This window comes from Bacillus sp. REN16, from assembly GCF_020731355.1.
In the GTDB taxonomy this organism is placed as follows: Bacteria; Bacillota; Bacilli; order Bacillales; family Bacillaceae_L; genus Ferdinandcohnia.
In genome coordinates, this window is sequence record NZ_JAJFZK010000009.1 from 197,255 (window position 1) to 209,783 (window position 12,529).

Annotated in this window: 16 protein-coding genes; 3 read left to right on the forward strand and 13 right to left on the reverse strand. The window is 36.6% G+C overall.

From position 1 onward, the window contains the following. Nucleotides 1-73: 73 nt before the first annotated feature. From wrbA to LKW28_RS14615, 5 genes are all read right to left on the reverse strand, one after another. The gene (gene wrbA / locus LKW28_RS14595) at nt 74-685 is read right to left on the reverse strand and encodes an NAD(P)H:quinone oxidoreductase (protein WP_229141080.1); all 612 of its coding nucleotides are present in this window, start codon (nt 683-685) and stop codon (nt 74-76) included. A 208-nt stretch (nt 686-893) separates the two neighbouring features. Continuing rightward, entirely contained in the window at nt 894-1,502 is a 609-nt protein-coding gene (locus LKW28_RS14600) for a flavin reductase family protein (protein ID WP_229141081.1), read from the reverse strand. 20 nt (nt 1,503-1,522) lie between these two features. Then, on the reverse strand, nt 1,523-2,461 hold the full coding sequence (locus LKW28_RS14605) for a ring-cleaving dioxygenase (RefSeq protein WP_229141082.1): 939 nt from the start codon (nt 2,459-2,461) through the stop codon (nt 1,523-1,525). A gap of 134 nt (nt 2,462-2,595) precedes the next feature. Continuing rightward, nucleotides 2,596-3,024 (reverse strand): MarR family winged helix-turn-helix transcriptional regulator, encoded by a 429-nt coding sequence (locus LKW28_RS14610; protein ID WP_229141083.1) that lies wholly within the window; start codon nt 3,022-3,024, stop codon nt 2,596-2,598. Between the two features lie 86 nt (nt 3,025-3,110). Beyond that, nucleotides 3,111-3,605 carry a hypothetical protein gene (locus tag LKW28_RS14615; protein ID WP_229141084.1) on the reverse strand — a complete coding sequence of 165 codons (495 nt, stop codon included), beginning with the start codon at nt 3,603-3,605 and terminating at the stop codon, nt 3,111-3,113. A gap of 282 nt (nt 3,606-3,887) precedes the next feature. Here LKW28_RS14615 and LKW28_RS14620 point away from each other — a divergent pair, with 282 nt between their 5' ends. Continuing rightward, nucleotides 3,888-4,208, forward strand: a complete 321-nt coding sequence (locus LKW28_RS14620; RefSeq protein ID WP_229141085.1) for a winged helix-turn-helix transcriptional regulator — start codon at nt 3,888-3,890, stop codon at nt 4,206-4,208. Between the two features lie 166 nt (nt 4,209-4,374). Here LKW28_RS14620 and gnd read toward each other — a convergent pair whose 3' ends face one another. From gnd to LKW28_RS14655, 7 genes are all read right to left on the reverse strand, one after another. Further along, complete coding sequence (gnd, locus tag LKW28_RS14625) at nt 4,375-5,268, reverse strand: phosphogluconate dehydrogenase (NAD(+)-dependent, decarboxylating) (protein ID WP_229141086.1); 894 nt, start codon at nt 5,266-5,268, stop codon at nt 4,375-4,377. Between the two features lie 29 nt (nt 5,269-5,297). After that, on the reverse strand, nt 5,298-7,292 hold the full coding sequence (gene tkt / locus LKW28_RS14630; protein ID WP_229141087.1) for a transketolase: 1,995 nt from the start codon (nt 7,290-7,292) through the stop codon (nt 5,298-5,300). Nucleotides 7,293-7,319: 27 nt separating this feature from the next. Beyond that, the gene (zwf, locus tag LKW28_RS14635; RefSeq protein WP_229141088.1) at nt 7,320-8,816 is read right to left on the reverse strand and encodes a glucose-6-phosphate dehydrogenase; all 1,497 of its coding nucleotides are present in this window, start codon (nt 8,814-8,816) and stop codon (nt 7,320-7,322) included. Nucleotides 8,817-8,879: 63 nt separating this feature from the next. Continuing rightward, entirely contained in the window at nt 8,880-9,563 is a 684-nt protein-coding gene (gene rpiA, locus LKW28_RS14640) for a ribose-5-phosphate isomerase RpiA (protein ID WP_229141089.1), read from the reverse strand. Nucleotides 9,564-9,607: 44 nt separating this feature from the next. Beyond that, nucleotides 9,608-9,742, reverse strand: a complete 135-nt coding sequence (locus LKW28_RS14645; protein ID WP_229141090.1) for a BA3454 family stress response protein — start codon at nt 9,740-9,742, stop codon at nt 9,608-9,610. Nucleotides 9,743-9,961: 219 nt separating this feature from the next. After that, nucleotides 9,962-10,285, reverse strand: coding sequence for an AzlD domain-containing protein (locus LKW28_RS14650; RefSeq protein ID WP_229141091.1), 324 nt, complete (start codon nt 10,283-10,285; stop codon nt 9,962-9,964). Continuing rightward, a complete protein-coding gene (locus LKW28_RS14655) occupies nt 10,282-11,007 on the reverse strand; it encodes an AzlC family ABC transporter permease (protein ID WP_229141092.1) in 726 nt (241 codons plus the stop codon). Before LKW28_RS14655 ends, LKW28_RS14650 begins: the two co-directional genes overlap by 4 nt. A 95-nt stretch (nt 11,008-11,102) precedes the next feature. Here LKW28_RS14655 and LKW28_RS14660 point away from each other — a divergent pair, with 95 nt between their 5' ends. Both LKW28_RS14660 and LKW28_RS14665 read left to right on the forward strand, forming a co-directional pair. Then, nucleotides 11,103-11,654 (forward strand): helix-turn-helix domain-containing protein, encoded by a 552-nt coding sequence (locus LKW28_RS14660; RefSeq protein WP_229141093.1) that lies wholly within the window; start codon nt 11,103-11,105, stop codon nt 11,652-11,654. Between the two features lie 87 nt (nt 11,655-11,741). After that, nucleotides 11,742-12,044, forward strand: a complete 303-nt coding sequence (locus LKW28_RS14665; RefSeq protein ID WP_229141094.1) for a hypothetical protein — start codon at nt 11,742-11,744, stop codon at nt 12,042-12,044. Between the two features lie 109 nt (nt 12,045-12,153). On the opposite strand, the gene LKW28_RS14670 is transcribed toward LKW28_RS14665, so the two are convergent. Beyond that, the gene (locus LKW28_RS14670; protein ID WP_229141095.1) at nt 12,154-12,495 is read right to left on the reverse strand and encodes a hypothetical protein; all 342 of its coding nucleotides are present in this window, start codon (nt 12,493-12,495) and stop codon (nt 12,154-12,156) included. Nucleotides 12,496-12,529: the final 34 nt, after the last annotated feature.

A 12,529-nucleotide genomic window follows, 5' to 3' on the forward strand; every position in this document is an offset into this window, starting at 1 on the left:
CTCCCCCCGTGCTTAAATACGTATTAAAAAAGAGCTAATCAGCTATGCCTGATTAGCTCACACGATTTATACATTACTGATTTGCTTTTTTCACCCATTCAGCTACATTTACAGTACGTTTTGCCTGGTGTTTTACGGCTGCTTGTACGTCTTCAATCATTTTCCCATCCTGACCGACTGTTACACTTGTTCCATATGGGTTTCCTCCTGCTCCAAATAATACAGGATCCGTGTAACCTGGAGATGCAATAATCGCTCCCCAGTGCATCATACTTGTATATAATGAAAGGATTGTTGCCTCTTGTCCACCATGCGGATTTTGTGCTGAAGACATTGCACTTACAACTTTATTAACCGTTTTTCCAGTAGCCCATAGTCCACCTTGGGTATCAAGGAATTGTTTCATTTGTGATGGCATATTACCAAAACGTGTTGGAACACTGAATATAATCGCGTCTGCCCATTCTACATCAGCAGAAGTTGCGACCGGAACGTCTTTCGTTGCATCAACAGTTGCTTTCCAAGCTGCGTTTGCCTCAATTACAGATTCAGGAGCTAATTCCTGGACTTTTAATACTTTAACCTCAGCACCAGCTTCTTTGGCCCCTTCTTCTGCCCATTTTGATAACTGATAGTTTGTACCACCCATGCTGTAAAAAATAACTGCTAATTTAACATTTGACATTTGTACTGTCTCCTTTTTTGTTGAATTACCAAATACTTTTGATAAAAAACCCATTTCGTACACCACCTATTATTCCGTTCTAAAAAAATTCCATTCCTTTAAAGGAACTTTTTCTGTTCACCTATATTTTTTTAGAACTATAAGTTTTTATACCAATTACTAGCAGCTTCTACTTCTGTCGCTGTCAGCTGATGACCTCTATTTTTGGCTATTTTGGTCTTTCTATCTCAAAGATTTCTCCGATTTTCGCATAATTGGCACCCGCCAATCGGCTTACGGCAGCTAACCCTCTAGGATCAATTCTTCCTTTTTCATAGATGTCATCTTCAATATGATATTGAATGACTCTTCCTATGATAAAATCACAGCCAGGAGAAACGGTTTCTCCCAATTCTAATGAATGTTCTAATACGCACTCCAATCGAACCTTTGCTTCCTTCACTCCAGGAACGGAGACCTTTATACTTTCAACCTGAGTTAGTCCCGCCAACTGAACTTCACTTTGATTTGACGGAAAGGTTGCAGCAGTTTTATTGATCTTTTCAACATTTTGCTCATCCACAATATGAACCACAAATTCCTTCGATTTAAGTATGTTCCTAGCTGTATCTTTTTGTCTTCCGTCGGGGCGCTGTATCGACAATGAAATCATTGGCGGATTTGAAGATACAATATTAAAATAACTAAAAGGTGCTCCATTTAAGACTCCCTCTTCAGAAAGAGTTGTAACGAATGCAACTGGTCTCGGAATAATGCTTCCGATTAAAAACTTATAATTTTCTCTTTCAGAAATAGATTTAGGGTCAATTGAAAGCATCGGATTCATTCCTTTACAAATTAATCTAAGTTTCTCACCTTAATTGGAATTAAACTGCGTTCTAACTGCTCTCTATATTGCTCATACTGCGCTGGTAGCATTAATTGTTCTCCCATTGTTTCGTGTGATTCATCATGAGCGAATCCAGGAGGATCTGTTGCAATTTCAAATAAAATTTCTCCGTGTTCTCTAAAGTAAATCGCATTAAAATAGTTTCTATCTTGTACAGGGGTTACACCATATCCATTTTCCGCAACATACTTTTGCCAATCCAGTTGGTCTTGATCATCAATTGCTCTCCATGCAATGTGGTGGCCTGTTCCAACGCCCATTTGTCCTCTTCCAGATGGAACCACCTTTAGGTCTATGATGTTTCCAATTTCTGCTGTTGAACGGTAACGAACAAAATCTCCTTCTTCGTCTACTTTTTCAAGACCCATTACTTTTTCTAGTAATTCCGCCGTTTTATCAGGATGAGATGAAAATAAGGTTGCCCCACCAAAACCTTTTATTGCAACTTCGGGAGTTACATCACCAAATGTCCAATTATTGATTTCGCCTTCTTCTCTCTCAACTATTTCTAGGTGAAGACCATGCGGATCATCAAATTCCAAATAGGTTTCTCCAAATCGTGTGATCTTAGTGTAAGGAATATCAAACTTTTCTAATCTCGATTCCCAAAAACTCAATGCTCCTTTAGGAACAGCATAGGAAGTAACACCTACTTGACCATCACCAATTTTTCCTTGATAGGCATCTGCCCAAGGGAAAAATGTAATAATTGTTCCTGGTTTTCCTCCTTCATTCCCAAAATATAAGTGGTATGTTCCCGGATCATCGAAATTTACTGTTTGTTTAACTAAACGTAATCCTAATACTCCAGCATAAAAATCTACATTCTCTTGTGGATGACCTACTATTGCTGTAATGTGGTGAATGCCCATTGTTTTTTTACTCATTTTTAGCTCACTCCCATTTGTGTTTTTAAATTTTACAATTTTACTTTCAGGTTTTACCAAATAAATAAAACCATTCATTTTTATCTCTAATTAAAGTATCTTTGTTTCGAGATATACATCCAAAAAAATAATATTTAATTATTCACCTTGTCCTTAACTCTTTGCAAAAGGTCTAATAGAGTATCTACCTCATGGGAATTTAGTGAATCAAAAACACTATTTACAAAATCCTCATGTTCCGGCATAATTTTATTCATTATTTCAATTCCTGCATCAGTCAACGATACATGTATAGCACGTCGATCATCAGGACAAGCACTTCGCTTTAGTAATCCTTTTTGTTCTAATTTATCGATTACATAGGTCATTGAACCACTTGTAATCAGAACACTCTTGCCAATTTGTTGTATGGTTTGAATTCCCTTGTGAAAAAGTACTTCTAGTACTGAAAACTCAGTTATGCTTATATTGTTTTTCATCATATCGTCTCTAATTCTTTCTTGGAGCGCTCTAGATGTTTGCATTAAAAGCAAAAACGGCTGATTGGTGCATTTTTTTCCCACACTTACACCTCCTCAATAGATATCTTAAATTAAAATATCTTGAATTCAAGATAATATTATAACAAAAAGAGTAATGTGTCAATAACTTAACCAGCTTTTTTTACTTCCGCTTTTAATATATCCTCTGTTTTTAGCTCGAGTGTTTTTTCTAACAATTCGATGGTGCGTACGGTTTCTCGAATGTCTTTTTCTGTTACTACATTTTCAGATTTCTTTTCTTTAATTAGATTTTTAATAGAAGACTTAAAAGCATTGGTATTGATTATCCATTCTCCTATTAATTTCTTGGTAGCTACTCTTTCATTCACATCTTTAATACTAAAGATGTTTTGTACTTCAGGTTCTAAAAGTGTAATTGTATTCATTTCTGGATGTATTCTTATCCAAAAGTAGTTGAGCTGGCTATCATAATAATTTTGATCGATCAAACGATAATATTCAATTCCTATCTTTATATCAAAAAAAGGACTTTCTACTGTTGGGATGTGCAGATCCGCAACATGGACATTTTTTTGGATATCTAAATACGTTTCTAATCCATACTTCGTATCAATCATCTTTGCATCTAATACTTGCATCATTTTTATCTCTCCTTTATTTCTTTGATATCTTTTGTTTAATATTTAGGTTACTTTATGTAACCAATAATAACCCACAGGTTACTTTTAGTCAACAAATAATAATTTATTTAAAAACTAACAAATTATACTTATTCTAAGAGTAATCCTTTATTATTGTCACAATTCCTCCATAATATTCCCCTTTTTAAAATGGTCTGTATAGGATATAATTTTAATATACATTATATTACCTTGTTACTTTTTGTGCATATTATTAAATTTTTGCTATTGGAGGTGTTACTCATGTTGGAAAAAGAAGGTCAAGAAAGATTATGTTCAAAGGTTGAAGAATCGTATCATATGATCGGTAAAAAGTGGATGGGTTTAATCATTCATACACTAATGGAAGGACCAAAACGATTTAGTGAAATACATGGTTTTATTCCTGATTTAAGTAAAAGGATGCTTAACGAACGGATAAAAGAACTTGAAGATTGCGGATTAGTCCTTCGTAATGTCATCACAGAACGTCCCGTACGAACAGAATATTCCCTAACAAAAAAGGGACATGAATTGGGAAAGGCATTAAAAACGGTTGAGGATTGGGCGAATACATGGCTATAATGATCTCTAAACTCCTACTGCTTGGTTCATGCTTCTTGTCATGATCAAGCAGTATTTTTTTGAATTAAAAAGAGAGTACTATCCATTAATAGTACCCTCCTTTAAGATCATGTATAGAAGACTATCCCTATGTGAAGTCATTCTATATAGGTGTATTTGTAAACCCTTATTTTTTTACGACAGCATGTCCACCAAATTCATTTCGTAATGCAGCTACAACTTTCCCTGTAAAGGTATCATTTTCTAATGAGCGGTAGCGCATCAATAGCGACATCGCAATAACAGGAGTAGCTGTTTGTAGGTCTAATGCTGTTTCAACTGTCCATTTCCCCTCACCTGAGGATTGCATGATTCCTTGAATTTCATCCAATTTGGCATCCTTCGAAAATGCATTCTCTGTTAATTCCATGAGCCAAGAACGAATCACGGAGCCATTATTCCACACTTTTGCTACTTTTTCATAATCATAATCAAACTCGCTTTTTTCAAGTACTTCAAAACCTTCTCCGATTGCAGCCATCATTGCATACTCGATGCCATTATGAACCATTTTTAAGAAGTGGCCGCTTCCTGCTTTTCCTGCATACAAGAAACCATTTTCAACGGCAGTATCTTTAAAAATAGGTTCAACCTGTTCCCAAGCCTCAGGATCGCCGCCAATCATATAGCAAGCACCATTTCGTGCCCCTTCCATTCCGCCTGAAGTACCGGCATCCATGAATCGTACGCCGACTTTCTTTAAATCATTGTAGCGCCCAATGGATTTCTTATAGTGCGAATTTCCAGCGTCGATTACAATATCATCTTTGTCTAAAAAGGGGGCAATTTCATCAATAACTGGATCCACAACAGATTGAGGAACCATGATCCAGACAATCCTTGGTTTCTCTAAAGACTCAACTAGTTCTTTATAGCTTGATACTCCAAAAGCTCCATATTTCTTCATTTCATCAACAGCACTTGGGTTCACATCATATGCAACTACTTCGTGTTTATTATCGATAAGGTTTTGTCCTAAGTTTAAACCCATTTTTCCTAATCCTACTAATCCGACCTTCATGTTGTGTTCCTCCAATTGTTTTGTATTTTTTAATCATTTAAAAGGCTTTTAGTTGTTTGTACAAGGTTTTCAGTAGTAAATCCAAACTGTTCCATAACGGCAGAGCCTGTTCCAGAAGCACCGAATGTTTCAATCGATATTATTTTTCCTTCCGTACCAACAAATCGTTCCCACCCCATCGAGATTCCTGATTCGATTGCAACTCGTTTTGAAACCGATGATGGTAAAATAGACTCTTTATAATTAGATGATTGTTTATTAAATAGTTCCCAACTCGGCATTGCAACTACTCGTACCGATCTATTTTCTTTTTCTAGCTCTTCTTTTGCGCTAACAGCTAATGACACTTCGGAGCCTGTCGCAATTAGAATAACCTCGGGTGCTGAATTTGTTTCGGTTAGAACATATGCCCCTTTTGAAACATTTTCGATATTTGCTTTTGTTTCGTTATATACTGGTAGGTTTTGACGACTTAAAATTAGTGCAACAGGTCCTTCTGTTTGTTGAAGCGCATATGCCCAAGCACTTGCTGTTTCGTTCGCATCAGATGGTCTTATCACTGTAAGCCCAGGTATTGAACGAAGTGCTGCTAAATGTTCAACTGGCTCATGTGTAGGACCATCTTCACCTACAGCAATTGAGTCATGTGTAAATACATAGGTGACTGGAAGTTTCGATAGTGCCGCCAGACGGATGGACGGACGAAGATAATCATTAAATACAAAGAATGTACTTACAAAAGGCTTCACACCGCCGTGATAGGCCATACCATTTGCAGCCGCACCCATGGCATGCTCTCTTACACCAAAGTACACATTCCTGGCACCATAAGATTCCACAGCAAATTTTTGTTCTCCCTTTATATCTGTCATTGTAGATCCAGAAAGGTCTGCACTTCCTCCAAAAATGGAAGGAACTGACTTAACATAATGATTAATCGCTTCTCCACTTGCAACACGAGTTGAAACAGCTTTCCCTGTTTCAAACGTTAAAATGTCGTTTGCATCTATTAGAACTTTTCCTTGTATTGCATTGGTTAGTTGATCTGCTAGTTCTGGGTATTCTCGTTGATAGGAACGGAATAAATCATTCCAATTTTGTTCAACATCCATTCCCTTACTCTTTAAATCCTCGAAGTGGGCTTTTACCTCTTCAGGAACATGGAAATCCGCTTCATAATCCCAGCCATAAGCTTGCTTCGTTGCCTTTCCTTCCTCAGGTCCTAGCGGTGCACCATGGGCTTTATTGCTGCCCGCTACTTTCGGACTTCCATACCCAATGATGGTTCTGACTTCAATAAGGCTTGGTTGATTTGGATTTTGTTTTGCTAGTTCGATTGCTTTAGAAATCGCTTCTTGATCATTTCCATCTTCCACTCGTACATAATGCCAATTTGCCGATTCTGCTCTTTTCTTAATATCTTCAGAGAAGGATACATTCAAATCACCATCAAGGGAAATATCATTAGAATCATAGAGGACGACTAACTTACCGAGTTTCATATGTCCTGCCATTGACATCGCCTCATAAGAAATACCTTCCATAAGGTCACCATCACCCACTAAAGCATACGTATAATGGTCAATAACGGCGTGATTCTCTCTATTAAATTTCGCAGCTAGATGTGCTTCTGCCATTGCCATTCCGACAGCATTGGCAATCCCTTGGCCTAATGGCCCAGTTGTCGCCTCTACACCGGAAGTATGCCCAAATTCAGGATGTCCTGGCGTTTTGCTGTTTAATTTTCTGAAATTCTTTAAATCATCGATTGAAACGCCATATCCCGCTAAATGAAGCATGCTGTATAATAAGCTAGAACCATGTCCAGCTGATAAAACAAATCGGTCACGATTAAACCATTTTGGATTTTCAGGATTATGGTTCATATGTTTTGACCATAATGCGTAGGTCATTGGTGCTGCGCCCATTGGCAATCCCGGGTGACCGGAATTTGCTGCATTAATGGCATCAATAGATAATGTTCGTATTGTTGTAACGGCTAAGTTCTCAATATTTTGTGTCATGACTTTTCCTTTTCCCCCTGATTTTCCTTATTTCATTCCTATTAATTCTTTTGTTTCTTGTTTTGGGATCTTTTCATCTAACCACCATTTAAATCCGTTCTCCTCTAACAATGAATCAGAGCCTATCGGACCATTTGAACCGGATTGATATTCATGTAGCGGAACAAGGTCCTCTTCAAATGCATCTAGAATTGGTTGAACCCACTCCCATGACAACTCAACTTCCTTCCAATGGGCAAAGAATGTTGAATCACCAACAAAAGCATCATGAATGATTCTTTCGTATGCTTCCGGCACCCCAATTCCCGTGGCCTCACACGAAAAATTAATTCGAACAGGTTCGATATTCCCATTGTTTGTTGGGTTTTTACTATTTAATTGAAGAGAGACATTTTCATTTGGGCTGATTTCAACGATTAATAAATTGGGCTCTATTTCTTGATTCGCCAATGTATTCTTAAATTCAATAACAATACGTGTTGACTTTTCCTTCATTCTCTTTCCAGTTCGTATATAGAAAGGAACACCTTTCCAAAATGGATTATCGATCCAAATACGAGCTCCGATAAATGTATCTGTTTTAGATGATGGATCTACGCCTGGTTCGTCTTTATAGGCTGGCACTTGCTTACCATTACTCCCACCTGAACCATATTGCCCACGAACGATATTTAAACGAACATCTTCTTTTTTCAGTGGACGAATAGCCTCCATTACCTTACGCTTTTCATTACGTATTTCCGAAGCATTCATCTTTTTAGGTAAGGCCATGGCTGTCATCATTAACAGTTGAAGCATATGATTTTGAACCATATCACGTATGGCTCCCGCCTGATCGTAATAGCCTGCTCTTGTCTCTACTCCAACTGTTTCACTCGCTGTAATTTGTACATTTGCAATGTGATCCTTGTTCCAAATGGATTGTAAGATTGGGTTTGCAAATTCAAGAGCTTCAAGGTTCTGAACCATTGATTTCCCTAGATAATGATCAATCCGGTAGATCTCTTCTTCCTCAAATGCACCGCTTAGTTTTTCATTTAATATTCGAGCTGATTGGAGATCATGGCCAAATGGTTTTTCAATCATCAATCGTTTCCAACCATCCGTTGCACCTAGTCCGCTTTCTTTAATGTTTAAAGCAATAACATCAAAAAATTCAGGCGCAACTGAAAGATAAAAGATTCGATTTTCTTTAATTTTGAGCTCCGCTTCCCTTTGCTCAACCATTTGAAGTAATTCTTTGTAACCCTCTTTATCCTTAACATCTAAGGCCATATATCGAAATGAATCAAGAAAACCTCCCATTTCAGTTGCATCATGTTCAATGCGGCGTGAAAAAGTAAAGATTGATTCCTTCACTCTTTCTTGAAAATCACTATGAGACAGTTCTCCTCTTCCTAGTCCAATTATTGACAAGGGTTGTGGTAGTTTTTTATCAACGTATAAGTTATACAAAGCAGGAAATATCTTTCTTTTTGCTAAATCACCTGTTGAGCCAAATAATACAAAAGACATTGATTCCAATTTAAGTCCTCCTAGTACATGTAAATGAACCTAGTCAAATTCATTCTATTGTTGCAAATCATTTTACACATGATATCTATGTCTGACGACAATAGAGTTATCCTTGTCACGATCCAAGGAAATGTATATATCAGTCATTTTGAGAAATAACCCATTCTCAATAACTCCAGGTATTAGGTTAAGCTCTCTTTCTAATTCTTTAAGATTCGTCATATCTGGAAAACGACAGTCAAGAATATAGTTACCATTATCCGTTCGAAATGGTGTACCTTGTGCTTTTCTTAATTGAGGCACGATCCCGAGTTCTTGTATCTTTTTCCTTGTCATTTCAAATCCAAAAGGCAGCACTTCAACTGGTAGTGGGAACGATCCTAATGCTGCAACGTTTTTCTCCGGGTCAGCAATTACAATAAAAGTGTTAGCTGCATTTGCAATGATTTTTTCCCTTAATAGGGCACCACCGCCCCCTTTTATGAGATTTAAGTCAGGATCTACCTCATCGGCACCATCAATTGCCACATCTATTTGTTCAACCTCATTAAATGAAACAAGTGGAATTCCAACTTCTTTAGCCAGTTTTTCAGTTTGTTTTGAAGTGGGAATTCCATTAATCGAAAGTCCATTATTCACGAGTTCCCCAAGTTTAGAAATGGTATAAAACACTGTCGATCCAGTCCCTAGACCAACTACCATTCCATCTTTTATATAATCTAAAGCTTTTTCTCCAACTTCTTTTTTCTCATTCAAAGGATTTTTCTCCTTTCATAGTTAAACTGGAGATTACACTTTTATTAATTCTGCCACTGTTTCTTAATTTGCTCCTCTGCAATACGGATTATTTGATTTTGAGGTGTGTCTTTTTTAACAATGACATTTGTTAAATATTTTTTGCCCTTATATTCAAGATTCAAGGTTACCTCAACCATATGATTCACTCCTATCAATAAAATATCTATCTAGTATATCTTTTTATAATGGGTGACTATTAGTAACCTGAGTAACTTTATGTAACCAATAATACTCCTCAAGTAATTTATAGTCAAGAAAATTATCTTGAATTCAAGATAATTTTTTCAAAAAAATCTCTCACCGTTTAATCAGTAAGAGATTTCTGCACATCATTGAATTAGTATAAAAAACTGAATCTAAAATAAAAATCTAACTGAAGCCATACTAACTATTCCTACTATTACTGTAATGGACAAACTCTTTGTCCATAGGGCTACGACAAGTGTCGGAATAATAGCTGTAAGAACTTTCCAATCAATTGATAGTAATGATTCATCTTGTATGATAAAGCTATCAACAATAAGTGCTGCAAAAATACAAACGGGGATAAACGAAAGCCATTTAATTACAATTTTCGGCAGTTTTACATTTCTTATGACGATAAATGGAATAACTCTTGGAACAAAGGTTACAAGGGCACACCCTACAATAATTAATAATATCGATAGATTTAAACTCATTTGTCTTTTACCACCCCAATCGTTGCCACAATTACCGTTGATAAAAGAATAGCTATATAAGATGGAACAAACATACATAGTACCAACATCAATATAACAACATATAAAATTAATGATAGATAAAATTTCAATTTACGATGATCGATGTTTTGTAATTGCAATACTAGCAATGCTAGAAACATAGCTGTTAAAGAAAAGTCCAATCCTAAAACCTCTGGATTTGAAATCCATTTGCCAAAGATAGCACCCAACACACAAGATAAAATCCAGAAAAAATAAGCTGTAATATTCAATCCATTCATCCAGCTAGCATTAATTGTTTCCTTTCGTGCAATCTTGTTAGCAGCAACTCCGAATGACTCATCGGTTACTAGAGCCCCTATCCCGACATTTTTCATTAATGAATAAGTCGTAAAGTGGGGAGCTAATGTGGTACATAATAAAAGATGACGCAAATTCACAATAAAAGCTGTAAATACGATGACTGAAATTGGACTTCCTGATACTAACAAAGCGCAAATGATAAATTGAGCCGCTCCAGCGTAAACTAAGATTGATAAAAGAGCAACTTCTACTATACTTAAATTGGACGAAGCTCCGACTATCCCCATCGCAATTCCAATACTGATGTAGCCAATTAAAGTTGGAACGCAATCTTTTACTCCCTGAGAAAATGTTGGGAGACTTTCTTCTTTATATAATTTGTTTGCTAATTCGACCATTGTTGCACCACCTTTGTTCACCAATAAAACCCGTGTCTGTTATGTTGTTTATTTGTATGTTATGATGAATACAAAAAAGAGTCAAGGAGATTTTCATGGAATTCATTCAAGGGGTTATTGCTAATAATCTTGCCAAAATAAGAAAAAGTCGTGGGTTGAGCCTAGATAACGTGTCTGAACTGACTGGAGTTAGTAAAGCCATGTTAGCTCAAATTGAAAACGGAAAATCAAATCCAACTGTCACTACGCTTTGGAAAATTGCGAATGGATTGCAGGTATCTTTTTCGGGATTTTTAAAAGAAAACGAACAGCCACAAATTGAAAAGATCAATAAAAATGAACTTAATCCGGTCATTGATGATGATGGAAACTATTTTGTATATTCGGTCTTTCCCTTTCATCCAGAAAAGAAGTTTGAAATCTTCACTGTCGACTTAAAACCGGGATTTAGACATGTATCCGAAAAGCATACAGGTGAAGAATATGTACTCATACAGCAAGGAACACTTACTCTTGATATACAAGGGGAGAAGTTTGAATTAAGTCCTGACGAAGCAATTAAATTTAACGCGAATACTGAACATATCTATAAAAATTCTTCAGATGAAGTGGTAAGATTCTACATTATTATCTATTATCCTGATTAACATTGCGTAACTGAGATGACCGGAATAATAACTCTTCCAATTGATTTTAAAGTTATTTATAATAGGTAACGAAGGAGGTGAAACAAGATGGAAAATGAAACAATGCTTAAGGAAATACTAAATGCATTTAATCTCTACTCTCAGAAGATAGATGGGAAGTTAGAGAAGATGGATATGAAGATTGGAAATATGGATATGAAGTTGAATGATATAGGAAAAGAAATGAAAACAGGCTTTGCTGATGTTAATAATAGACTAGATCGATTAACCGCGAGACAAGATGGTACACAAGCAGATATAATGGAAATCAAGGAAACCGTTCAATTTTTACACTCCAAAATCATTCAACACGAGAAAAAACTTCATAAACTAAGCCACCTACAATCTTAAATCCAACACGTTCCAATACTTACAGTGACGACCCGAATATCGGATTGTACCACTGAATAGTGATAAGCCAAAAGCCCAATCTAAACTTTTGATTGGACTTTTACTATGATTAAACAGATGGATGAGCCCCATCCCACACTACTTTCCGATAATGATCTGGATCTGTGTCACCCTCGGTGCTAATGATTAGAATTTTTGAATCTTGGTCCAATTTCAATTTGTTTTTTATATCCTTATGCATTTGATTTTTGGCTAATATACTCACTAATCCTATCCCTACTGCTGCACCGGACTCGCCTGAGACAATACGTGGGTCACAACCTAGTGGATTTGCAAGAACACGCATACCACGTGAAGCCGTGTAATCCGGGCAAGAAACAAAAGCTTCCGCATAATCCCGTAAAATACCCCAAGAAGATTTACTTGGTTCCCCACATGCTAACCCTGCCATAATCGTATTCAAGGATCCCGTTACGGCGTGTGGC

Excerpts from the sequence above, each read along its gene's own strand:
- wrbA (WP_229141080.1), bottom strand. The coding sequence starts at position 685 with ATGTCAAATGTTAAATTAGCAGTTATTTTTTACAGCATGGGTGGTACA.
- LKW28_RS14600 (WP_229141081.1), bottom strand. The coding sequence starts at position 1,502 with ATGCTTTCAATTGACCCTAAATCTATTTCTGAAAGAGAAAATTATAAG.
- LKW28_RS14605 (WP_229141082.1), bottom strand. The coding sequence starts at position 2,461 with ATGAGTAAAAAAACAATGGGCATTCACCACATTACAGCAATAGTAGGT.
- LKW28_RS14615 (WP_229141084.1), bottom strand. The coding sequence starts at position 3,605 with ATGATGCAAGTATTAGATGCAAAGATGATTGATACGAAGTATGGATTA.
- LKW28_RS14620 (WP_229141085.1), top strand. The coding sequence starts at position 3,888 with ATGTTGGAAAAAGAAGGTCAAGAAAGATTATGTTCAAAGGTTGAAGAA.
- gnd (WP_229141086.1), bottom strand. The coding sequence starts at position 5,268 with ATGAAGGTCGGATTAGTAGGATTAGGAAAAATGGGTTTAAACTTAGGA.
- tkt (WP_229141087.1), bottom strand. The coding sequence starts at position 7,292 with ATGACACAAAATATTGAGAACTTAGCCGTTACAACAATACGAACATTA.
- LKW28_RS14645 (WP_229141090.1), bottom strand. The coding sequence starts at position 9,742 with ATGGTTGAGGTAACCTTGAATCTTGAATATAAGGGCAAAAAATATTTA.
- LKW28_RS14650 (WP_229141091.1), bottom strand. The coding sequence starts at position 10,285 with ATGAGTTTAAATCTATCGATATTATTAATTATTGTAGGGTGTGCCCTT.
- LKW28_RS14655 (WP_229141092.1), bottom strand. The coding sequence starts at position 11,007 with ATGGTCGAATTAGCAAACAAATTATATAAAGAAGAAAGTCTCCCAACA.
- LKW28_RS14660 (WP_229141093.1), top strand. The coding sequence starts at position 11,103 with ATGGAATTCATTCAAGGGGTTATTGCTAATAATCTTGCCAAAATAAGA.
- LKW28_RS14665 (WP_229141094.1), top strand. The coding sequence starts at position 11,742 with ATGGAAAATGAAACAATGCTTAAGGAAATACTAAATGCATTTAATCTC.
- LKW28_RS14670 (WP_229141095.1), bottom strand. The coding sequence starts at position 12,495 with ATGGCAGGGTTAGCATGTGGGGAACCAAGTAAATCTTCTTGGGGTATT.